The sequence below is a fragment of the Mycobacterium tuberculosis complex sp. N0072 genome (genome assembly GCF_030323725.1).
GTDB lineage: Bacteria > Actinomycetota > Actinomycetes > Mycobacteriales > Mycobacteriaceae > Mycobacterium > Mycobacterium tuberculosis.
In genome coordinates, this window is the sequence record NZ_CP040689.1 from 805,707 (window position 1) to 826,553 (window position 20,847).

Genomic DNA, 20,847 nt, shown 5'->3' on the forward strand with positions numbered 1-20,847 from the left:
CAGAGCAATGGCACGAAAGGGCATTCTCGGTACCAAGCTGGGTATGACGCAGGTATTCGACGAAAGCAACAGAGTAGTACCGGTGACCGTGGTCAAGGCCGGGCCCAACGTGGTAACCCGCATCCGCACGCCCGAACGCGACGGTTATAGCGCCGTGCAGCTGGCCTATGGCGAGATCAGCCCACGCAAGGTCAACAAGCCGCTGACAGGTCAGTACACCGCCGCCGGCGTCAACCCACGCCGATACCTGGCGGAGCTGCGGCTGGACGACTCGGATGCCGCGACCGAGTACCAGGTTGGGCAAGAGTTGACCGCGGAGATCTTCGCCGATGGCAGCTACGTCGATGTGACGGGTACCTCCAAGGGCAAAGGTCTCGCCGGCACCATGAAGCGGCACGGCTTCCGCGGTCAGGGCGCCAGTCACGGTGCCCAGGCGGTGCACCGCCGTCCGGGCTCCATCGGCGGATGTGCCACGCCGGCGCGGGTGTTCAAGGGCACCCGGATGGCCGGGCGGATGGGCAATGACCGGGTGACCGTTCTTAACCTTTTGGTGCATAAGGTCGATGCCGAGAACGGCGTGCTGCTGATCAAGGGTGCGGTTCCTGGCCGCACCGGTGGACTGGTCATGGTCCGCAGTGCGATCAAACGAGGTGAGAAGTGATGGCTGCGCAAGAGCAGAAGACACTCAAAATCGACGTCAAGACGCCGGCGGGCAAGGTCGACGGCGCTATCGAGCTGCCGGCCGAGCTGTTCGACGTCCCGGCCAACATCGCGCTGATGCACCAGGTGGTCACCGCCCAGCGGGCGGCGGCACGCCAGGGTACCCACTCGACGAAGACGCGCGGCGAGGTCAGTGGCGGTGGCCGCAAGCCCTACCGGCAGAAGGGGACCGGTCGTGCCCGGCAGGGCTCGACGCGGGCGCCGCAGTTCACCGGCGGTGGCGTGGTACACGGTCCCAAGCCGCGCGACTACAGCCAGCGCACACCCAAGAAGATGATCGCCGCGGCGCTGCGCGGGGCGCTGTCCGACCGGGCCCGCAACGGGCGTATCCACGCGATCACCGAGCTAGTGGAAGGTCAAAACCCGTCGACCAAGAGCGCCAGGGCATTTCTGGCCAGCCTGACAGAACGTAAACAGGTGCTGGTGGTCATCGGGCGCAGCGACGAGGCCGGCGCGAAAAGCGTGCGCAATCTGCCGGGCGTGCACATCCTGGCGCCGGACCAGCTCAACACCTATGACGTGCTGCGTGCCGACGACGTGGTGTTCAGCGTTGAGGCGCTGAATGCCTATATCGCGGCCAACACCACGACGTCCGAGGAGGTTTCGGCCTGATGGCGACGCTCGCTGACCCCCGCGACATCATCCTGGCCCCGGTGATCTCGGAGAAATCCTATGGGTTGCTGGATGACAACGTGTACACGTTTTTGGTGCGCCCGGATTCCAACAAGACGCAGATCAAGATCGCCGTCGAGAAGATTTTTGCCGTCAAGGTCGCATCGGTGAACACCGCGAACCGGCAGGGCAAGCGTAAACGCACCCGGACCGGATACGGCAAGCGCAAGAGCACCAAGCGCGCCATCGTCACCCTGGCGCCGGGCAGCAGGCCGATCGACCTGTTCGGGGCACCGGCCTAGCCCGGCGACGATGCAGAGCGAAGCGATGAGGAGGAGCAGGGCAATGCGGCCTAGCCCGGCGACGATGCAGAGCGAAGCGATGAGGAGGAGCAGGGCAATGCGGCCTAGCCCGGCGACGATGCAGAGCGAAGCGATGAGGAGGAGCAGGGCAATGCGGCCTAGCCCGGCGACGATGCAGAGCGAAGCGATGAGGAGGAGCAGGGCAATGCGGCCTAGCCCGGCGACGAGAGCGTGAGAGAAAGACCTGATTAGACATGGCAATTCGCAAGTACAAGCCCACGACGCCTGGTCGTCGCGGCGCCAGCGTATCTGATTTCGCCGAGATCACCCGGTCAACCCCGGAGAAGTCGCTGGTGCGCCCGCTGCACGGTCGCGGTGGACGCAACGCGCATGGCCGGATTACCACCCGGCACAAAGGCGGCGGTCATAAGCGCGCTTACCGGATGATCGACTTTCGCCGCAATGACAAAGATGGTGTCAACGCCAAGGTCGCGCACATCGAGTACGACCCGAACCGTACCGCACGGATTGCGTTGCTCCACTATCTCGATGGGGAGAAGCGCTACATCATTGCACCCAACGGACTTTCGCAAGGGGATGTGGTGGAATCCGGCGCTAACGCCGACATCAAGCCGGGCAACAACCTGCCATTGCGCAACATCCCGGCCGGTACCTTGATCCACGCCGTGGAGCTCCGCCCGGGAGGTGGCGCTAAGCTTGCGCGCTCGGCCGGGTCGAGCATCCAGCTGCTCGGCAAGGAGGCCAGCTACGCGTCGCTGCGTATGCCCAGCGGTGAGATCCGCCGGGTCGACGTCCGCTGCCGCGCGACCGTCGGCGAAGTGGGCAATGCCGAGCAGGCAAACATCAACTGGGGCAAGGCCGGTCGGATGCGGTGGAAGGGCAAGCGCCCGTCGGTCCGGGGCGTGGTGATGAACCCGGTCGACCACCCGCACGGCGGTGGTGAGGGTAAGACCTCCGGCGGCCGTCACCCGGTTAGCCCGTGGGGCAAGCCTGAGGGGCGTACCCGCAATGCGAACAAGTCGAGCAACAAGTTCATCGTCCGACGCCGGCGCACCGGCAAGAAGCACTCGCGTTAGCCGCGCAATCAGATCTAGGGAGTTTCAGGAGTAGCCAACCATGCCACGCAGCCTGAAGAAGGGCCCGTTCGTCGACGAGCATCTGCTCAAGAAGGTCGATGTCCAGAACGAGAAGAACACCAAGCAGGTCATCAAGACCTGGTCGCGTCGGTCGACCATCATTCCGGACTTCATCGGCCATACCTTTGCGGTGCACGACGGCCGCAAGCACGTCCCCGTGTTCGTCACCGAATCGATGGTGGGCCACAAACTTGGTGAGTTCGCGCCGACACGCACCTTCAAGGGCCACATTAAAGACGACCGAAAGAGCAAGCGGCGATGACTGCGGCTACTAAGGCTACCGAGTATCCCTCGGCGGTCGCCAAGGCCCGATTTGTGCGGGTGTCGCCAAGAAAGGCGCGCCGGGTGATCGATCTGGTGCGTGGCAGGTCGGTGTCAGACGCGCTCGACATCCTGCGCTGGGCGCCGCAGGCCGCCAGCGGTCCGGTGGCCAAAGTGATCGCCAGTGCGGCGGCCAACGCGCAAAACAACGGCGGGCTGGACCCGGCAACCTTGGTGGTGGCCACCGTGTACGCCGACCAGGGACCGACCGCCAAGCGCATCCGTCCGCGCGCCCAGGGCCGCGCGTTCCGCATCCGCCGGCGCACTAGCCACATCACGGTGGTGGTGGAAAGCCGGCCGGCCAAAGATCAACGGTCGGCGAAATCGTCGCGGGCCCGCCGCACCGAGGCCAGCAAGGCCGCCAGCAAGGTCGGGGCTACGGCGCCGGCCAAGAAAGCGGCCGCCAAAGCGCCCGCCAAGAAGGCACCCGCCAGTTCCGGCGTTAAGAAGACACCCGCAAAGAAAGCGCCCGCCAAGAAGGCGCCCGCCAAGGCTTCTGAGACTTCTGCAGCGAAGGGAGGCTCAGACTAGTGGGCCAAAAGATCAATCCGCATGGCTTCCGGCTGGGCATCACCACCGACTGGAAGTCGCGCTGGTATGCCGACAAGCAGTATGCCGAGTACGTCAAGGAGGACGTGGCGATCCGCCGGCTGCTGTCCAGTGGCCTAGAGCGTGCTGGGATCGCCGATGTAGAGATCGAGCGGACCCGCGACCGGGTCCGGGTGGACATTCACACCGCGCGTCCGGGCATCGTCATTGGTCGGCGTGGGACCGAGGCCGACCGGATTCGTGCCGACCTGGAAAAGCTGACCGGCAAGCAGGTCCAGCTCAACATCCTGGAGGTCAAAAACCCGGAGTCGCAAGCGCAATTAGTGGCCCAGGGGGTAGCCGAGCAGTTGAGCAACCGGGTGGCGTTCCGCCGCGCAATGCGCAAGGCGATCCAGTCGGCGATGCGTCAGCCCAACGTCAAGGGAATCCGGGTGCAGTGCTCGGGCCGCCTCGGCGGCGCGGAAATGAGCCGCTCGGAGTTCTACCGCGAGGGCCGCGTCCCGCTGCACACCTTGCGGGCAGATATCGACTACGGCCTATACGAGGCCAAGACCACCTTCGGCCGGATCGGTGTGAAGGTGTGGATCTACAAGGGTGACATCGTGGGCGGCAAACGTGAATTGGCTGCCGCCGCGCCAGCGGGCGCCGACCGTCCGCGCCGTGAGCGGCCGTCGGGCACGCGCCCCCGTCGCAGCGGTGCTTCGGGCACCACGGCGACCGGTACCGACGCGGGTCGGGCCGCGGGTGGCGAAGAGGCCGCGCCTGACGCCGCAGCGCCCGTTGAAGCGCAGAGCACGGAGAGCTGAATCATGTTGATTCCCCGTAAGGTTAAACATCGCAAGCAGCACCATCCTCGCCAGCGCGGCATCGCCAGCGGCGGCACCACGGTGAACTTCGGCGACTACGGCATTCAGGCCCTTGAGCACGCCTATGTCACCAACCGGCAGATCGAATCGGCGCGTATCGCCATCAACCGGCACATCAAGCGTGGCGGCAAGGTTTGGATCAACATCTTCCCTGACCGCCCGCTGACCAAGAAGCCCGCCGAAACCCGCATGGGTTCGGGCAAGGGCTCGCCGGAGTGGTGGGTAGCCAACGTTAAGCCGGGCCGGGTGCTGTTCGAGCTCAGTTACCCCAATGAAGGTGTCGCCCGGGCCGCGCTCACCCGAGCGATCCACAAGCTGCCGATCAAGGCACGCATTATTACTCGAGAGGAGCAGTTCTGATGGCAGTGGGTGTCTCGCCGGGCGAACTGCGTGAGCTCACCGACGAGGAGCTGGCCGAGCGGTTGCGCGAGTCCAAGGAAGAGTTGTTCAACTTGCGTTTCCAGATGGCGACCGGCCAGCTCAACAATAACCGCCGGCTCCGTACGGTGCGTCAGGAAATCGCGCGCATCTACACCGTGCTGCGCGAACGAGAACTGGGTCTGGCGACTGGGCCCGATGGTAAGGAATCGTGATGGCAGAGGCTAAGACCGGCGCGAAGGCGGCGCCTAGGGTGGCTAAGGCCGCCAAGGCGGCCCCCAAGAAGGCCGCACCCAACGACGCTGAGGCCATAGGTGCGGCCAACGCGGCAAACGTTAAGGGGCCCAAGCACACTCCGCGTACTCCGAAGCCACGCGGCCGCCGCAAGACACGAATCGGCTATGTGGTGAGCGACAAAATGCAGAAGACCATTGTGGTGGAGCTGGAAGACCGCATGCGGCACCCGCTATACGGCAAGATCATCCGGACCACTAAGAAGGTCAAGGCACACGACGAAGACAGCGTTGCCGGCATTGGCGACCGTGTCTCGCTGATGGAGACGCGTCCGCTGTCGGCGACCAAGCGCTGGTGGCTCGTCGAGATCCTCGAGAAGGCTAAGTAAGCCTGACGAGCAGTCGCAAAAGCCCCCGACACGCGCGGCGTGCGGGGGCTTTTGCGACTGCTCGCCCAACCAGCGCGGCGTCAGTGCGGAAATCCTCAGCTGATTCCTACCCTGTGCGTGTAGTGTACACAACCGTTCATTAACTCCACGGGGAAGTGAGGCTGGCTTATGGCACCCGAGGCCACCGAGGCGTTCAACGGCACCATCGAGCTGGATATTCGTGATTCGGAGCCGGATTGGGGCCCATACGCAGCGCCGGTGGCACCGGAGCACTCACCAAACATCCTGTATCTGGTCTGGGACGACGTCGGCATCGCGACCTGGGACTGCTTTGGCGGCCTGGTCGAGATGCCCGCGATGACGCGCGTCGCCGAGCGTGGCGTGCGACTGTCGCAATTTCACACCACCGCACTGTGCTCGCCGACCCGGGCGTCGCTGCTGACCGGTCGCAACGCCACCACCGTAGGCATGGCTACCATCGAAGAGTTCACCGACGGGTTCCCCAACTGCAACGGGCGGATCCCGGCTGACACCGCGTTGCTCCCAGAGGTGCTGGCCGAACATGGCTACAACACCTACTGTGTGGGCAAGTGGCACCTGACGCCACTCGAAGAATCCAATATGGCGTCGACGAAGCGGCACTGGCCGACCTCGCGTGGGTTCGAGCGGTTCTACGGATTCCTAGGCGGGGAGACCGACCAGTGGTATCCCGACCTGGTATACGACAACCACCCAGTGAGTCCTCCCGGCACACCCGAGGGTGGCTACCACCTGTCAAAAGACATCGCCGACAAGACGATCGAGTTCATTCGTGATGCCAAGGTGATCGCGCCCGACAAGCCGTGGTTCAGCTACGTGTGCCCAGGCGCCGGGCATGCGCCGCACCACGTCTTCAAGGAATGGGCGGACAGATACGCCGGCCGATTCGACATGGGGTATGAGCGCTATCGCGAGATCGTGCTGGAAAGGCAAAAGGCGCTAGGGATCGTGCCACCCGACACCGAACTGTCGCCCATAAACCCTTATCTGGATGTGCCGGGGCCAAACGGCGAGACCTGGCCGCTGCAGGACACGGTGCGGCCGTGGGACTCGCTGAGCGATGAAGAAAAGAAGCTGTTTTGCCGGATGGCCGAGGTGTTCGCCGGCTTTCTGAGCTACACCGACGCCCAGATCGGACGGATCCTGGACTACCTCGAGGAATCCGGCCAGCTGGACAACACCATCATCGTGGTGATCTCCGACAACGGCGCCAGCGGCGAGGGCGGACCCAACGGATCGGTCAACGAAGGCAAGTTCTTCAACGGCTACATCGACACCGTCGCTGAAAGCATGAAGCTCTTCGACCACCTCGGTGGCCCGCAGACCTACAACCACTACCCCATCGGGTGGGCAATGGCCTTCAACACCCCCTACAAGCTGTTCAAGCGCTACGCCTCGCATGAAGGCGGCATTGCCGACCCGGCAATCATCTCCTGGCCCAACGGCATTGCCGCACACGGTGAAATCCGCGACAACTACGTCAATGTCAGCGACATCACGCCCACCGTCTACGACCTGTTGGGCATGACACCGCCGGGGACCGTCAAGGGGATTCCGCAGAAACCGATGGACGGCGTGAGCTTCATAGCGGCCCTTGCCGACCCGGCCGCCGACACCGGCAAGACCACCCAGTTCTACACCATGCTGGGCACCCGCGGGATCTGGCATGAAGGTTGGTTCGCCAACACCATTCACGCGGCCACGCCCGCCGGCTGGTCGAATTTCAACGCTGACCGCTGGGAACTGTTCCACATCGCAGCAGACCGCAGCCAGTGCCACGACCTGGCCGCCGAGCATCCCGACAAACTTGAGGAGCTCAAGGCGCTGTGGTTCTCCGAAGCCGCCAAGTACAACGGGCTGCCGCTGGCCGATCTGAACCTCCTGGAAACGATGACTCGGTCGCGGCCTTACCTGGTCAGCGAACGAGCCAGCTACGTCTACTATCCCGACTGCGCTGACGTCGGCATCGGCGCGGCCGTAGAGATTCGCGGGCGCTCGTTCGCCGTGCTGGCCGATGTGACCATCGATACCACCGGCGCCGAGGGCGTGCTGTTCAAGCACGGCGGCGCCCATGGCGGGCACGTGCTGTTCGTCCGGGACGGACGCTTGCACTACGTCTACAACTTCCTCGGTGAGCGCCAGCAGCTGGTCAGCTCGTCGGGTCCGGTCCCGTCGGGAAGACATCTACTCGGGGTTCGTTATTTGCGGACCGGAACCGTGCCCAACAGTCACACGCCGGTGGGCGATCTTGAGCTGTTCTTCGACGAGAACCTGGTCGGCGCCCTGACCAATGTGCTGACCCACCCTGGAACGTTCGGGTTGGCCGGCGCCGCTATCAGCGTTGGCCGCAACGGCGGTTCGGCTGTGTCCAGCCACTACGAAGCGCCGTTCGCGTTCACCGGCGGTACCATCACCCAGGTCACCGTCGACGTGTCAGGCCGACCGTTCGAAGATGTGGAATCCGATCTTGCGCTTGCTTTTTCGCGTGACTGAGCGGTCTGCTGTGACGCGGGACGGCGTGGTCGGCATACGCTGAAGTCGTGCTGACCGAGTTGGTTGACCTGCCCGGCGGATCGTTCCGCATGGGCTCGACGCGCTTCTACCCCGAAGAAGCGCCGATTCATACCGTGACCGTGCGCGCCTTTGCGGTAGAGCGACACCCGGTGACCAACGCGCAATTTGCCGAATTCGTCTCCGCGACAGGCTATGTGACGGTTGCAGAACAACCCCTTGACCCCGGGCTCTACCCAGGAGTGGACGCAGCAGACCTGTGTCCCGGTGCGATGGTGTTTTGTCCGACGGCCGGGCCGGTCGACCTGCGTGACTGGCGGCAATGGTGGGACTGGGTACCTGGCGCCTGCTGGCGCCATCCGTTTGGCCGGGACAGCGATATCGCCGACCGAGCCGGCCACCCGGTCGTACAGGTGGCCTATCCGGACGCCGTGGCCTACGCACGATGGGCTGGTCGACGCCTACCGACCGAGGCCGAGTGGGAGTACGCGGCCCGTGGCGGAACCACGGCAACCTATGCGTGGGGCGACCAGGAGAAGCCGGGGGGCATGCTCATGGCGAACACCTGGCAGGGCCGGTTTCCTTACCGCAACGACGGTGCATTGGGCTGGGTGGGAACCTCCCCGGTGGGCAGGTTTCCGGCCAACGGGTTTGGCTTGCTCGACATGATCGGAAACGTTTGGGAGTGGACCACCACCGAGTTCTATCCACACCATCGCATCGATCCACCCTCGACGGCCTGCTGCGCACCGGTCAAGCTCGCTACAGCCGCCGACCCGACGATCAGCCAGACCCTCAAGGGCGGCTCGCACCTGTGCGCGCCGGAGTACTGCCACCGCTACCGCCCGGCGGCGCGCTCGCCGCAGTCGCAGGACACCGCGACCACCCATATCGGGTTCCGGTGCGTGGCCGACCCGGTGTCCGGGTAGTGCCAACTTCGCATGAGGAACTGCACACCCAGCAGGGCGTCAGTCGGCGCGACGAGTCACTCCCGGGGGCTACGCATGAATTCGACTACCGGAGCGGGCCTGGCTGGGCGTGGGCGCGCGCAGTTGTACGGCCCCAACGGCGTGTCGCTGTACAAACACACGCCCTCGCTGGTCCGGTTGCCCCAAAAAGCCAAGCCCCCCAAACCAGTTGCTCGCCAGCAATGACGCCGGTTGCTACCATCTGACTCCGTGTCGCTTCCCGGGGCAGGACTGGGGCAGTGGGTTATCCGGTGATGACCGATGGCCGGTAGCGACCCACCAACAGGTGGGCCGGCGTCGCAGGCGGGTTCAGACGCGGGAGCCTCGCCAGAACACAAACACATGTCGCGGCGAAAGCACCTCGTGCTCGATGTCTGCATCATCCTGGGTGTTCTCATTGCCTACGTCTTTTCGCTGCTCGGCTACGACTGGTTGGCCCACACACCGGGTCCGCTTCCGCAGCCGGACGTGGGCACGACTGACGACACCGTGGTTTTGATCCGCTTCGAGGAGCTGCACACTGTGGCAAATCGCCTCGATGTGAAAGTGCTGGTGCTGCCCGACGATTCGATGATCGACCATCGCCTCCAAGTGTTGACTACGGACACCTCGGTGCGGTTGTATCCGGAGAACGAACTCGGAGATCTGCAGTACCCGGTAGGAAAGCTGCCCGCGCAAGTAGCGACCACGATCGAGGCGCACGGCAACCCGGGCGCCTGGCCATTCGATACATACACCACCGATACGGTCCAGGCCGATGTGCTCGTCGGCGCTGGCGACAACCGTCAATACGTACCCGCCCGGGTCGAAGTGACCGGATCGCTGGAAGGCTGGGACATCAGCGCCGTCCGCGTCGGGGAAAGCAGCCAAACCTCTGATCGCCCGGACAATGTCATCATCACCCTGAAGAGGGCCAAGGGTCCGCTGGTTTTCGACCTGGGCATCTGCCTGGTGCTGATCACATTGCCGACGTTGGCCTTGTTCGTGGCCATCCAGATGATTACCGGCCGCAGAAAATTCCAACCACCGTTCGGCACTTGGTACGCCGCGATGTTGTTCGCTGTCGTGCCGCTGCGCACTATTCTCCCGGGCTCGCCGCCGGCGGGTGCGTGGATTGACCGGGCCGTTGTGATCTGGGTGCTCATAGCGCTGGCGGCGGCGATGGTGGTGTACATCGTCGCCTGGTACCGAGAATCGGACTAAGGCGGGCGTCAGATGGCTTCTGTCGACGCGTCCGGAGGGTTTCCGCTGGATTTCATAAACAGGCGCTAGCGCGGTGTCCAACGATACGATTGGGGCCCATGCGGCCCGACGAGATCGGCTCGCTGCGGGCCGGCCTGGCGGCTGTTGCGCGGTGAACTCAAAACGCGTTGACGCCGGATCAGCTATCCGATGATTCAGGCGGAGATCTCGACGATCGTGGGCGCTACCGCCAATCCGGTATCCGGGTAGATCATGATCGACATGGGTTGATCTGCCCTGGTGGGGCGGACTCACATTAGCGAAATTTTGCGCTGAGTAGGTCGTCCCCTAAACTTCAGGGGTTGCCGTGAGCAGACCTCGGCCGGCGCGCATAAGCTTTGCTTGGTCGGCCCCGCGTGCCCGTCGGCGACAAAGACCGCGCACGTCAGGGATGGTCCTGGCTGGCTCCTCCTACCGTGCACACGTCAACCAGGTCAGGAGATCTAGTGATTCAGCAGGAATCGCGGCTGAAGGTCGCCGACAACACCGGCGCCAAGGAGATCTTGTGCATCCGGGTGCTGGGCGGTTCGTCGCGACGCTACGCCGGCATCGGTGACGTCATCGTGGCCACCGTGAAGGACGCCATTCCGGGCGGCAACGTTAAGCGGGGGGATGTCGTCAAGGCCGTCGTGGTGCGCACAGTCAAGGAACGCCGACGTCCCGACGGCAGCTACATCAAGTTCGACGAGAACGCCGCGGTGATCATCAAGCCCGACAACGACCCGCGCGGCACCCGCATTTTTGGACCGGTCGGTCGCGAGCTGCGGGAGAAGCGGTTTATGAAGATCATTTCGCTGGCCCCGGAGGTGTTGTAGATGAAGGTCCACAAAGGCGACACCGTGCTGGTGATTTCGGGCAAAGATAAAGGGGCCAAGGGCAAAGTCTTGCAGGCGTATCCGGACCGCAACCGGGTATTGGTCGAGGGTGTCAACCGGATCAAGAAGCACACCGCGATCTCGACCACCCAGCGGGGCGCGCGTTCGGGTGGGATCGTCACCCAGGAAGCGCCGATCCATGTCTCCAACGTGATGGTGGTTGACTCCGACGGCAAGCCCACCCGAATCGGCTATCGGGTCGACGAGGAGACCGGCAAGCGCGTCCGTATCTCCAAGCGCAACGGCAAGGACATTTGATGACCACTGCACAGAAGGTTCAGCCGCGCCTCAAGGAGCGCTACCGCAGTGAGATTCGGGATGCGCTGCGCAAGCAGTTCGGCTACGGCAATGTCATGCAGATCCCGACGGTGACGAAAGTCGTCGTCAACATGGGTGTCGGCGAGGCCGCCCGGGACGCCAAGTTGATCAACGGGGCGGTCAACGATTTGGCGCTGATCACCGGGCAGAAGCCGGAAGTCCGCCGGGCGCGCAAGTCCATCGCGCAGTTCAAATTGCGTGAGGGCATGCCGGTGGGCGTCCGAGTCACGCTGCGCGGTGACCGGATGTGGGAGTTCCTTGACCGGCTCACGTCGATCGCACTGCCACGCATCCGTGACTTCCGTGGGCTTTCGCCCAAACAGTTCGACGGTGTGGGCAACTACACCTTCGGGCTGGCCGAGCAGGCGGTATTCCACGAGGTTGACGTGGACAAGATTGACCGGGTCCGTGGCATGGACATCAACGTCGTCACTTCCGCGGCGACCGACGACGAAGGCCGAGCGCTGTTGCGGGCCCTCGGCTTTCCCTTCAAGGAGAACTGAGCAGATGGCGAAGAAGGCACTGGTCAACAAGGCCGCAGGCAAACCGAGGTTTGCCGTGCGCGCCTACACCCGTTGCAGCAAGTGCGGCCGCCCGCGTGCGGTCTACCGCAAGTTCGGGCTGTGCAGGATTTGCCTGCGCGAGATGGCGCACGCGGGTGAGTTGCCCGGCGTGCAGAAGAGCAGCTGGTAACGGGACACGGGGACTAGAACATATGACCGCGCTGACGACGATGCAGTGGGGGTACCCCCAGACGCGCAGCGGCGAGGGGGCCGCAAGCGATGAGGAGGAGTAGCGCTCGATGACCGCGCTGACGACGATGCAGAGCGCAAGCGATGAGGAGGAGTAGCGCTCGATGACGATGACGGACCCGATCGCAGACTTTTTGACCCGTCTGCGTAACGCCAACTCGGCGTATCACGACGAGGTCAGCTTGCCGCACTCCAAGCTCAAGGCCAACATCGCGCAGATTCTCAAGAACGAGGGGTACATCAGCGACTTCCGAACCGAGGACGCTCGGGTCGGTAAATCGCTGGTTATCCAGCTCAAGTACGGCCCTAGCCGGGAGCGCAGCATCGCCGGGTTGCGGCGGGTGTCCAAGCCCGGCCTGCGGGTGTACGCGAAATCCACCAATCTGCCGCGGGTGCTCGGCGGCCTGGGCGTGGCGATCATCTCGACCTCCTCGGGCCTGCTGACTGACCGGCAGGCAGCTAGACAGGGCGTGGGCGGCGAAGTCCTCGCATATGTCTGGTGAGAGTGTGGTGAGAGGAAGCAACCATGTCGCGTATTGGTAAGCAGCCGATTCCGGTGCCCGCCGGGGTCGACGTCACGATCGAGGGACAGAGCATCTCGGTTAAGGGGCCCAAGGGCACCCTAGGACTGACGGTCGCCGAGCCAATCAAAGTGGCACGCAATGACGACGGCGCTATCGTGGTCACCCGTCCCGACGATGAGCGGCGTAATCGCTCCTTACACGGGCTGTCCCGTACCCTGGTGTCCAACCTGGTCACTGGCGTGACGCAGGGGTACACCACCAAGATGGAGATCTTCGGGGTTGGCTATCGGGTGCAGCTCAAGGGCTCCAATCTGGAGTTTGCGCTGGGGTACAGCCACCCGGTGGTGATCGAGGCTCCCGAAGGAATCACGTTCGCCGTCCAGGCACCGACGAAGTTCACCGTTTCCGGGATCGACAAACAAAAAGTCGGCCAGATCGCCGCCAATATCCGCCGTCTTCGCCGTCCCGATCCGTACAAGGGCAAGGGCGTGCGCTACGAGGGCGAGCAGATCCGCCGCAAGGTCGGAAAGACAGGTAAGTAGCCATGGCGCAATCAGTTTCCGCGACTCGACGAATCTCCCGCCTGCGCCGGCACACGCGGCTGCGGAAGAAGCTCTCGGGCACCGCGGAGCGCCCGCGGCTGGTGGTGCATCGGTCCGCGCGGCACATCCACGTGCAACTGGTGAACGACCTCAACGGCACCACCGTGGCCGCCGCTTCGTCGATCGAGGCCGATGTGCGCGGCGTGCCGGGTGACAAAAAGGCCCGCAGTGTGCGGGTCGGCCAGTTGATCGCCGAGCGGGCCAAAGCCGCCGGCATCGACACCGTGGTATTCGACCGCGGCGGGTATACCTACGGCGGACGAATCGCCGCGCTGGCCGACGCCGCACGCGAGAACGGATTGAGTTTCTGATGAACGGGAGGACCGCATAATGGCGGAGCAGCCGGCCGGACAGGCAGGCACTACCGACAACCGTGACGCACGGGGTGATCGGGAGGGCCGGCGCCGCGACAGCGGCCGCGGCAGTCGTGAACGGGATGGCGAGAAGAGCAACTATCTAGAGCGGGTCGTCGCCATCAACCGCGTCTCCAAGGTGGTCAAGGGTGGTCGGCGCTTCAGCTTCACCGCTTTGGTCATCGTGGGCGACGGTAACGGGATGGTCGGTGTCGGCTACGGCAAGGCCAAGGAAGTACCGGCCGCGATCGCCAAGGGCGTCGAAGAGGCGCGCAAAAGCTTCTTCCGGGTACCGCTGATCGGCGGCACCATCACGCACCCGGTGCAGGGCGAGGCGGCCGCCGGTGTGGTGTTGCTACGGCCGGCCAGCCCGGGTACCGGTGTGATCGCCGGTGGTGCGGCCCGCGCGGTGCTGGAATGTGCGGGGGTGCACGACATCTTGGCCAAGTCGCTGGGCAGTGACAACGCGATCAATGTGGTGCACGCCACCGTGGCCGCGCTCAAGCTGCTGCAGCGTCCGGAGGAGGTGGCGGCGCGCCGCGGTTTGCCGATAGAGGACGTCGCCCCGGCCGGGATGCTGAAGGCGCGTCGGAAAAGTGAAGCGCTGGCCGCCAGCGTTTTGCCGGATAGAACGATATAGCCATGTCACAGCTGAAGATCACCCAGGTGCGCAGCACCATCGGAGCACGCTGGAAGCAGCGCGAGAGCCTGCGCACTCTGGGCTTACGAAGGATTCGTCATTCGGTGATCCGCGAAGACAACGCAGCGACTCGCGGACTGATCGCGGTGGTGCGTCACCTCGTGGAGGTTGAGCCCGCGCAGACCGGAGGGAAGACATAGTGACGCTCAAGCTGCATGACCTGCGCCCCGCGCGGGGGTCCAAGACCGCCCGCACCCGAGTCGGTCGAGGTGACGGCTCCAAGGGCAAGACGGCCGGCCGTGGCACCAAGGGCACCAGGGCCCGCAAGCAGGTGCCGGTGACCTTCGAGGGCGGGCAGATGCCGATCCACATGCGGCTGCCCAAGCTCAAGGGCTTCCGTAACCGGTTTCGCACCGAATACGAAATTGTCAACGTCGGCGACATCAACCGGCTGTTTCCGCAGGGTGGTGCCGTCGGCGTGGACGACCTGGTGGCCAAGGGGGCCGTCCGCAAGAACGCTCTGGTCAAGGTGTTGGGTGACGGCAAGCTGACCGCCAAGGTCGACGTGTCCGCGCACAAGTTCAGCGGCAGCGCGCGCGCGAAGATCACCGCAGCGGGCGGTTCAGCCACCGAGCTCTAGTTTCGGGCGAGCAGACGCAAAATGCCCCCGAAATGCCCATTTTCGGGGGCTTTTGCGTCTGCTCGCGGGCCCTTGGCGGCCGGTGGGTACGCTGGGTGAATATGGTTGCCTTTCTGCCTTCCATTCCCGTTGTCGAGGACCTACGCGCCCTGGTCGGCCGGGTTGATACCGCCCGCCACCACGGTGTACCCAACGGCTGCGTGCTCGAATTCAACCTGCGGTCGGTGCCGCCGGAGACGACGGGCTTCGACCCTCTTACGGTGCTCACCGGGGGTGGGCGGCCGATGGCGCTGCGCGATGCGGTCGCCGCGATCCACCGTGCCGCCGAGGACCCCCGGGTAGCCGGGCTGATAGCCCGCGTGCAGCTTCCGCCCTCGCCGGCGGGGGCGGTTCAGGAGCTGCGGGAGGCCATCGCGGCCTTCAGTGCGGTCAAGCCGTCGCTGGCCTGGGCCGAAACTTATCCGGGCACCCTGTCCTACTATCTGGCTTCGGCGTTCGGTGAGGTCTGGATGCAACCCTCGGGGAGTGTGGGGCTGGTCGGCTTCGCCACCAACGCCACATTCCTGCGCGACGCCCTGCACAAGGCGGGCATCGAGGCCCAGTTCGTCGCCCGGGGCGAATACAAGTCGGCGGCAAACCTTTTCACCGAGGATGGCTTCACAGACGCCCACCGCGAAGCGGTCACGCGGATGCTGGACAGTCTGCAGGACCAGGTGTGGCAGGCGGTCGCCAAGTCGCGCAATATCGGCGTCGATGCGCTTGATGAGCTGGCTGACCGGGCTCCGCTATTGCGGGACGACGCCGTGACTTGCGGTCTGATCGACCGGATCGGATTTCGCGACCAAGCCTACGCCCGTATGGCGGAATTGGTTGGTGTGGAAAAAGGTTCACCGGAATCCAGTGGCTCGCAAACAAGCCCAGACGAAAAGCCGCCGCGGATGTACCTGGCGCGCTACGCCAGTTCGGCCCGGCCACGGCTGACGCCCCCCGTCCCATCGATTCCTGGTCGCCGGTCCAAGCCGACGATCGCGGTGGTGACCCTGGAAGGCCCGATCGTCAACGGTCGTGGTGGGCCCCAGTTTCTGCCGCTCGGTCCGTCGAGCGCCGGCGGTGACACCATCGCGGCAGCGCTGCGGGAGGTGGCCGCCGACGATTCGGTGTCGGCGATAGTGCTGCGGGTCGACAGTCCGGGGGGCTCGGTCACCGCATCGGAGACTATCTGGCGTGAGGTGGCCAGGGCCCGCGACCGTGGCAAACCGGTGGTGGCGTCGATGGGTGCGGTCGCCGCCTCCGGTGGCTATTACGTGTCGATGGGTGCCGACGCCATCGTGGCCAACCCGGGCACCATCACCGGGTCGATCGGTGTGATCACCGGAAAGCTGGTGGTTCGGGATCTCAAGGACCGGTTGGGTGTCGGGTCGGATGCGGTGCGCACCAACGCTAATGCCGATGCCTGGTCGATCGACGCACCCTTCACCCCGGACCAGCAGGCCCATCGCGAGGCGGAGGCGGACTTGTTCTACAGCGACTTCGTGGAACGCGTCGCCGAGGGCCGCAAGATGACTACCGACGCCGTGGACGTCGTTGCGCGAGGCCGGGTCTGGACCGGTGCCGACGCTCTCGATCGCGGCCTGGTCGACGAACTCGGCGGCCTTCGAACCGCGGTGCGTCGCGCGAAGGTGCTAGCCGGACTAGATGAGGACACCGAGGTTCGCATAGTCAGTTATCCGGGGTCGTCACTCTGGGACATGGTGCGACCGCGTCCGTCGTCACGACCGGCAGCGGCATCGCTGCCGGATGCTATGGGTGCGCTGCTTGCCCGTTCGATCGTCGGCATCGTCGAGCAGGTGGAACAGACTCTCAGTGGTGCCAGCGTGTTGTGGCTGGGGGAGTCGCGCCTCTAGCCGTTCAAACGACCGCTGATGAAGATGATTTCGCCGAGCGGATCGTCGTCGTGTGGGGCGGGAACGGGCAAACCATTGCGCCTGAATAGGTCGGTCCGCACTGTGCCCTCAACGTCCCAGCCCTTGGCGCGCAGGTAGTCGACGACGTGGCTGCGTTCGCCAGAATACACCAGCGACGCCATGTCGATGTCCACGCCGTGCTTGCGAAACGAATCCGCCATTTCTCGTACCCGGCCTGCGTCGAAATCCACAATGCCCGGGACAAGTTCGGTAGCGATCGTGCTGCCCGCAACACTGAGTTCGGTGCTGTTGTCGAACAACCGGTCCTGGGATCCGGCGGCAGGTAGATCAGCATGCCTTCGGCCAACCATGCTGTCGGTGCCGTCGAGTCCAGGCCGGCAGCTTGCAGTGCCGCCGGCCAGTCCGCGCGCAAGTCGATGTACACCGTGCGCCGAATGGCGGTGGGCTTGGCGCCGATGCCGGCCAAGGTGGTTGTCTTGAAGTCGATCACCTGTGGTTGGTCGATCTCGTAGACCACGGTGCCGGCCGGCCACGGCAACCGATAGGCGCGCGCGTCCAACCCGGCTGCCAGGATCACCACTTGTCGCACTCCGCCGTCCGTGGCAGTGCGGAAGTAGTCGTCGAAGTACTTGGTGCGCACCGCTATCCCGTCGATCATCGCCTGTGCCCGCCCCGGCGAAAGGTTCCCGGTCGTCGCGATATCGAGCTCGCCGTCGATCAACTTGGTGAAGAAATCCAGCCCGACCGCGCGCACCAGCGGTTCGGCGAACGGGTCGTTGATCAAACCTCGTGGATCCTTGGTCGCCAACGCGCGTCCGGCAGCAACCATGGTCGCGGTAGCCCCGACGCTGGAGGCTAGATCCCAGTTGTCGTCGTGAGCGCGCGGCATCTGCGCCCTATGTCCGGGTCGCAGCGACGTAGTTCATTGTGCCGGGACGGCCGCTGCAGCGCTGAGGTCGGCCAGTGTACGCGACCGCCAACTCAGCCGGTAAGCCCTGGCGGCGGTGGAGCAGTCGTCGAAGCCTGGTGAGCATCACTGCGAGTCATCGTGTAGGCGGCCGATTTCGACAGTTCATTGACGGGGCAAGCGGTATGGCGCCACGAAGGTGCTGGCTTGCGGTGTGCTGGGTACTGTCTGTGTTTCCGTTGCAACCTGGCGCTGACATAGAAGAAATCAGGCAACGGCACTTCTTCGTCCTCGAACGGTTGAAATCCGTTGGCGGTCAGCAGGTCCTGGGATTTGATCTCGGTCAGCAGCCAACCATTGTCGGATAGGTACGAGGCGGGCTCGTTGCGGTCGCCGAAGTACACCAGCTCATTCATGTCTAGATCGAAACCGTATGCGCGCCAACGATTGGCGAGGATCGTCATGCGCTCCCTCATCCGTTCCTCATGATGCGGCTTGAAGTTGCGTATGCTCTCGGTTGCAAACCTGCTGTCCGGCACACTGAGCGCGGTGACATTGTCCAACAAGCGGTCCTGCGCTTCCGGCGGGAGGTAGCGGAGCAACCCTTCAGCGCTCCACGCGGTGGGCTGGGTCGGGTCGAATCCCGCCGCGCCCAACGCGGTGGGCCAATCCGCACGCAAATCGGCGGTGACCACGCGCCGGTCGGCGGTGGGCGTGGCGCCCAGTTCGGCGAGTGTGCGAGTTTTGAACCCCATGACTTGCGGTTGGTCGATCTCATACACCACGGTCTGGGCGGGCCAGGCCAGCCGGTATGCCCGGGAATCCAATCCTGAGGCCAGGATCACGACCTGCCTGATGCCCGCGCGTGTCGCATCCATGAAGAACTCGTCGAAGAACTTGGTGCGGACGGCATGGTGTTCGGCCATACGGACCATGGACGCATTCGGGCGTTCCGGATCGTCGATGTCTGAGGCCGTCAATTCCCCGCTCGCGAGCCGGGTCAGAACGTCCACCCCCACCGCCCGGACCAGCGGCTCAGCGAACTGATCGTTGATCAGTGGGTTGGCGGCGCGGGTCGCCATCGCGCGAGCCGCCGCAACCATCGTGGCGGTCGCCCCGACGCTGGATGCCAGATCCCAGGTGTCCCCTTCGCACCTGATGGAACCGGTGTATGTCATGCACGGCCTCTCTTCAAAAAGCGGGGATAATTCCTTAGTAAAGTTAACAACAGGCGACAAATTCCGCGACTTGGAAAGGCTGGCGCGATCGGCGGCGTCGGGGTGCCGCCATAGGGGGCGCACGTGGGGGTCCTGGCTGTTGAGCGTGAATACCGCGATGGGTTTTCGGCGTGTCGCGTGGTGCGATTCACTCTCGGTGCGGCTAGAGCGGATTCGCGCGCAGATAGCCGTAGACGCCCGTGAAGTTACGGCACACGTCCTCAGGAATTGGCACCGGTCCACCGAGAGCGCGGGCACCCCAAACGATTTGTGCGGTGCGCTCAACAAGGGCGGTGACGCGCAGCACCTGGTCGGGGCGGGGCCCCACGGCCACCAGGCCGTGGTTGGCGATCAGGGCGGCGGCGCGGCCCTCAAGCGCGCGCACCGCGTTGCGGCCGACCTCGGGTGTACCGGACGCGGCGTACTCGGTGCAGCGAACGTCCCCGCCGCAGTAGATCGCGAACTCGTCGATGCAGGCGGGAATCGGCTCATGGGCGACGGCGAACATGGTCGCCCACACCGGGTGGCTGTGGATCACGCTGCCAATGTCGTCGAATGCGCGATAGCACGCCAGGTGTAGGTTTAGTTCGGTCGACGGCGACCGGCCGTCCTTGGCGTGCAGCACCGCACCGCCGGCGTCGACTAGCACCAGATCGTGGAGCAGCATCTCGGCGTAGTCGACCGAGGACGGCGTGATGACCACGTTGCCGTCCGAGCGCCTGGCTGAGATATTTCCGGCGGTCCCCTCGACCAGGCCCCGACGCAACATGTCCTTGGCGGCCGCCAGCACCGCGGATTCCGGGTCGTCAACGAAGTTCATGAGCCCAATACCTCCGGGTTGACGACATGGGCGGGCCTGTTGCCGGACAGCAGTGCGCCCAGGTCGTCGGCGACCATCCGCGCCTGCCGGGCCTCGGTGTTCCAGGTGGCCCCGCCGATGTGGGGGGTGAGGACGACATTGGGCATGCTCACCAAAGGGTGATCGGTCGGCAGCCATTCACCGGTGAAGTGGTCCAGGCCGGCGGCGGCCAGCTTGCCGCCACGCAGGGCGTCGACGAGCGCATCGGTGTCGTGCAGCTGGGACCGGGCGGTGTTGAGAAACACCGCACCGTCGCGCATGGCCGCGAACTGCTGGGCACCGATCATCCCGATCGTGTCGTCGGTGACCGCCGCGTGCATGGAGACGATGTCAGCCTCGGCCAGCAGCTCGTCAAGGCTGTGGCCGGCGTCGTCGCGGTAAGGATCGTGCGCGATGACCCGCAGGCCCAGCCCGGACAGCCTCCAGCGCACCGCGCGACCGACGGCACCCAGGCCCACCAGCCCGGCAGTCAGCCCGGCGATTTCGGCACCGCGGAACCGCTGATAGGGGATGGTGCCGTCGCGAAAGATGTTGCCGGACCGCACATCTGCGTCCGCGGGAATCAGGTGCCGGGCGACGGCCAGCAACAGGGCCACCGTCATCTCGGCGACAGCGTCGGCGTTGCGAGCCGGGGTGTGCAGCACCGGTATGCCGGCCGCGGTGGCGCCGGGGATGTCGACGTTGCTGGGATCCCCGCGGGTGGCGGCGACCACCCGCAACCCCCGCTCGAACACCGGGCCACCGACCGAGTCACTTTCCACCACAAGAACATCGGCGGCGACGGCGGTGATCCGGTCAGCTAGCTGCTCGGCGCTGTAGATTCGCAGCGGTCGCTGATCGATCCACGGGTCGTATACCACGTCGGCTAGCCGCCGGAGCTGGGCGAACCCCGGTCCACGCAATGGAGCCGTCACCAGAGCACGCGGTCGAGGCGTCACGTTTGCCAAT

At 64.8% G+C, this 20,847-nt stretch carries 27 protein-coding genes and 1 pseudogene; 24 read left to right on the forward strand and 4 right to left on the reverse strand.

Features of this window, described 5'->3' with window-relative positions:
• Positions 1 to 7: 7 nt before the first annotated feature.
• The 24 genes from rplC to sppA all read left to right on the forward strand — a co-directional run bounded on the left by rplC (position 8) and on the right by sppA (position 16,895).
• On the forward strand, positions 8 to 661 hold the full coding sequence (rplC, locus tag FF952_RS03720; protein ID WP_244736136.1) for a 50S ribosomal protein L3: 654 nt from the start codon (positions 8 to 10) through the stop codon (positions 659 to 661).
• The gene (gene rplD / locus FF952_RS03725) at positions 661 to 1,332 is read left to right on the forward strand and encodes a 50S ribosomal protein L4 (RefSeq protein WP_003403580.1); all 672 of its coding nucleotides are present in this window, start codon (positions 661 to 663) and stop codon (positions 1,330 to 1,332) included. The genes rplC and rplD overlap by 1 nt, the downstream gene beginning before the upstream one ends.
• Positions 1,332 to 1,634, forward strand: coding sequence for a 50S ribosomal protein L23 (gene rplW / locus FF952_RS03730; protein WP_003403581.1), 303 nt, complete (start codon positions 1,332 to 1,334; stop codon positions 1,632 to 1,634). The genes rplD and rplW overlap by 1 nt, the downstream gene beginning before the upstream one ends.
• 254 nt (positions 1,635 to 1,888) lie before the next feature.
• Positions 1,889 to 2,731 carry a 50S ribosomal protein L2 gene (gene rplB / locus FF952_RS03735; RefSeq protein WP_003403582.1) on the forward strand — a complete coding sequence of 281 codons (843 nt, stop codon included), beginning with the start codon at positions 1,889 to 1,891 and terminating at the stop codon, positions 2,729 to 2,731.
• 40 nt (positions 2,732 to 2,771) lie between these two features.
• Complete coding sequence (gene rpsS / locus FF952_RS03740; protein WP_003403584.1) at positions 2,772 to 3,053, forward strand: 30S ribosomal protein S19; 282 nt, start codon at positions 2,772 to 2,774, stop codon at positions 3,051 to 3,053.
• Positions 3,050 to 3,643, forward strand: a complete 594-nt coding sequence (gene rplV, locus FF952_RS03745) for a 50S ribosomal protein L22 (protein ID WP_003403587.1) — start codon at positions 3,050 to 3,052, stop codon at positions 3,641 to 3,643. Before rpsS ends, rplV begins: the two co-directional genes overlap by 4 nt.
• Positions 3,643 to 4,467 carry a 30S ribosomal protein S3 gene (gene rpsC, locus FF952_RS03750; protein WP_003403590.1) on the forward strand — a complete coding sequence of 275 codons (825 nt, stop codon included), beginning with the start codon at positions 3,643 to 3,645 and terminating at the stop codon, positions 4,465 to 4,467. The genes rplV and rpsC overlap by 1 nt, the downstream gene beginning before the upstream one ends.
• 3 nt (positions 4,468 to 4,470) lie before the next feature.
• Entirely contained in the window at positions 4,471 to 4,887 is a 417-nt protein-coding gene (rplP, locus tag FF952_RS03755; protein ID WP_003403592.1) for a 50S ribosomal protein L16, read from the forward strand.
• The gene (rpmC, locus tag FF952_RS03760) at positions 4,887 to 5,120 is read left to right on the forward strand and encodes a 50S ribosomal protein L29 (protein WP_003403594.1); all 234 of its coding nucleotides are present in this window, start codon (positions 4,887 to 4,889) and stop codon (positions 5,118 to 5,120) included. Before rplP ends, rpmC begins: the two co-directional genes overlap by 1 nt.
• Positions 5,117 to 5,527 carry a 30S ribosomal protein S17 gene (rpsQ, locus tag FF952_RS03765; RefSeq protein ID WP_015631209.1) on the forward strand — a complete coding sequence of 137 codons (411 nt, stop codon included), beginning with the start codon at positions 5,117 to 5,119 and terminating at the stop codon, positions 5,525 to 5,527. Before rpmC ends, rpsQ begins: the two co-directional genes overlap by 4 nt.
• A gap of 168 nt (positions 5,528 to 5,695) precedes the next feature.
• Positions 5,696 to 8,059 carry an arylsulfatase AtsA gene (gene atsA / locus FF952_RS03770; protein ID WP_003898561.1) on the forward strand — a complete coding sequence of 788 codons (2,364 nt, stop codon included), beginning with the start codon at positions 5,696 to 5,698 and terminating at the stop codon, positions 8,057 to 8,059.
• Positions 8,060 to 8,106: 47 nt separating this feature from the next.
• Positions 8,107 to 9,006, forward strand: a complete 900-nt coding sequence (locus FF952_RS03775; RefSeq protein ID WP_003403610.1) for a formylglycine-generating enzyme family protein — start codon at positions 8,107 to 8,109, stop codon at positions 9,004 to 9,006.
• 300 nt (positions 9,007 to 9,306) lie between these two features.
• Positions 9,307 to 10,248: a DUF4436 domain-containing protein gene (locus FF952_RS03780; RefSeq protein ID WP_003898562.1), complete on the forward strand. Its 942-nt coding sequence runs from the start codon at positions 9,307 to 9,309 to the stop codon at positions 10,246 to 10,248.
• A 485-nt stretch (positions 10,249 to 10,733) separates the two neighbouring features.
• Entirely contained in the window at positions 10,734 to 11,102 is a 369-nt protein-coding gene (rplN, locus tag FF952_RS03785; RefSeq protein WP_003403649.1) for a 50S ribosomal protein L14, read from the forward strand.
• Positions 11,103 to 11,420, forward strand: coding sequence for a 50S ribosomal protein L24 (rplX, locus tag FF952_RS03790; RefSeq protein ID WP_003403654.1), 318 nt, complete (start codon positions 11,103 to 11,105; stop codon positions 11,418 to 11,420). It abuts the gene before it with no gap.
• Positions 11,420 to 11,983, forward strand: coding sequence for a 50S ribosomal protein L5 (gene rplE / locus FF952_RS03795; RefSeq protein ID WP_003403660.1), 564 nt, complete (start codon positions 11,420 to 11,422; stop codon positions 11,981 to 11,983). Before rplX ends, rplE begins: the two co-directional genes overlap by 1 nt.
• A gap of 4 nt (positions 11,984 to 11,987) precedes the next feature.
• Positions 11,988 to 12,173 (forward strand): type Z 30S ribosomal protein S14, encoded by a 186-nt coding sequence (locus tag FF952_RS03800; protein WP_003403667.1) that lies wholly within the window; start codon positions 11,988 to 11,990, stop codon positions 12,171 to 12,173.
• Positions 12,174 to 12,336: 163 nt separating this feature from the next.
• Positions 12,337 to 12,735 carry a 30S ribosomal protein S8 gene (rpsH, locus tag FF952_RS03805; RefSeq protein WP_003403669.1) on the forward strand — a complete coding sequence of 133 codons (399 nt, stop codon included), beginning with the start codon at positions 12,337 to 12,339 and terminating at the stop codon, positions 12,733 to 12,735.
• Positions 12,736 to 12,758: 23 nt separating this feature from the next.
• Complete coding sequence (rplF, locus tag FF952_RS03810) at positions 12,759 to 13,298, forward strand: 50S ribosomal protein L6 (protein ID WP_003403673.1); 540 nt, start codon at positions 12,759 to 12,761, stop codon at positions 13,296 to 13,298.
• A gap of 2 nt (positions 13,299 to 13,300) precedes the next feature.
• Positions 13,301 to 13,669 carry a 50S ribosomal protein L18 gene (gene rplR, locus FF952_RS03815; RefSeq protein WP_003403677.1) on the forward strand — a complete coding sequence of 123 codons (369 nt, stop codon included), beginning with the start codon at positions 13,301 to 13,303 and terminating at the stop codon, positions 13,667 to 13,669.
• 19 nt (positions 13,670 to 13,688) lie between these two features.
• The gene (rpsE, locus tag FF952_RS03820; protein WP_003403680.1) at positions 13,689 to 14,351 is read left to right on the forward strand and encodes a 30S ribosomal protein S5; all 663 of its coding nucleotides are present in this window, start codon (positions 13,689 to 13,691) and stop codon (positions 14,349 to 14,351) included.
• A gap of 2 nt (positions 14,352 to 14,353) precedes the next feature.
• A complete protein-coding gene (gene rpmD, locus FF952_RS03825; protein WP_003403683.1) occupies positions 14,354 to 14,551 on the forward strand; it encodes a 50S ribosomal protein L30 in 198 nt (65 codons plus the stop codon).
• The gene (gene rplO / locus FF952_RS03830) at positions 14,551 to 14,991 is read left to right on the forward strand and encodes a 50S ribosomal protein L15 (protein WP_003403685.1); all 441 of its coding nucleotides are present in this window, start codon (positions 14,551 to 14,553) and stop codon (positions 14,989 to 14,991) included. The genes rpmD and rplO overlap by 1 nt, the downstream gene beginning before the upstream one ends.
• 101 nt (positions 14,992 to 15,092) lie before the next feature.
• Entirely contained in the window at positions 15,093 to 16,895 is a 1,803-nt protein-coding gene (gene sppA, locus FF952_RS03835; protein WP_003403686.1) for a signal peptide peptidase SppA, read from the forward strand.
• On the opposite strand, the pseudogene FF952_RS03840 reads toward sppA, so the two are convergent.
• The 4 genes and pseudogenes from FF952_RS03840 to serA all read right to left on the reverse strand — a co-directional run bounded on the left by FF952_RS03840 (position 16,892) and on the right by serA (position 20,837).
• A pseudogene (locus FF952_RS03840) lies at positions 16,892 to 17,805 on the reverse strand (class I SAM-dependent methyltransferase). The gene sppA and the pseudogene FF952_RS03840 overlap by 4 nt on opposite strands.
• 92 nt (positions 17,806 to 17,897) lie before the next feature.
• On the reverse strand, positions 17,898 to 19,001 hold the full coding sequence (locus FF952_RS03845) for a class I SAM-dependent methyltransferase (protein ID WP_003903146.1): 1,104 nt from the start codon (positions 18,999 to 19,001) through the stop codon (positions 17,898 to 17,900).
• Between the two features lie 202 nt (positions 19,002 to 19,203).
• A complete protein-coding gene (locus FF952_RS03850) occupies positions 19,204 to 19,860 on the reverse strand; it encodes an L-fuculose-phosphate aldolase (protein WP_003403695.1) in 657 nt (218 codons plus the stop codon).
• On the reverse strand, positions 19,857 to 20,837 hold the full coding sequence (serA, locus tag FF952_RS03855; RefSeq protein WP_003403698.1) for a D-3-phosphoglycerate dehydrogenase SerA: 981 nt from the start codon (positions 20,835 to 20,837) through the stop codon (positions 19,857 to 19,859). Before serA ends, FF952_RS03850 begins: the two co-directional genes overlap by 4 nt.
• Positions 20,838 to 20,847: the final 10 nt, after the last annotated feature.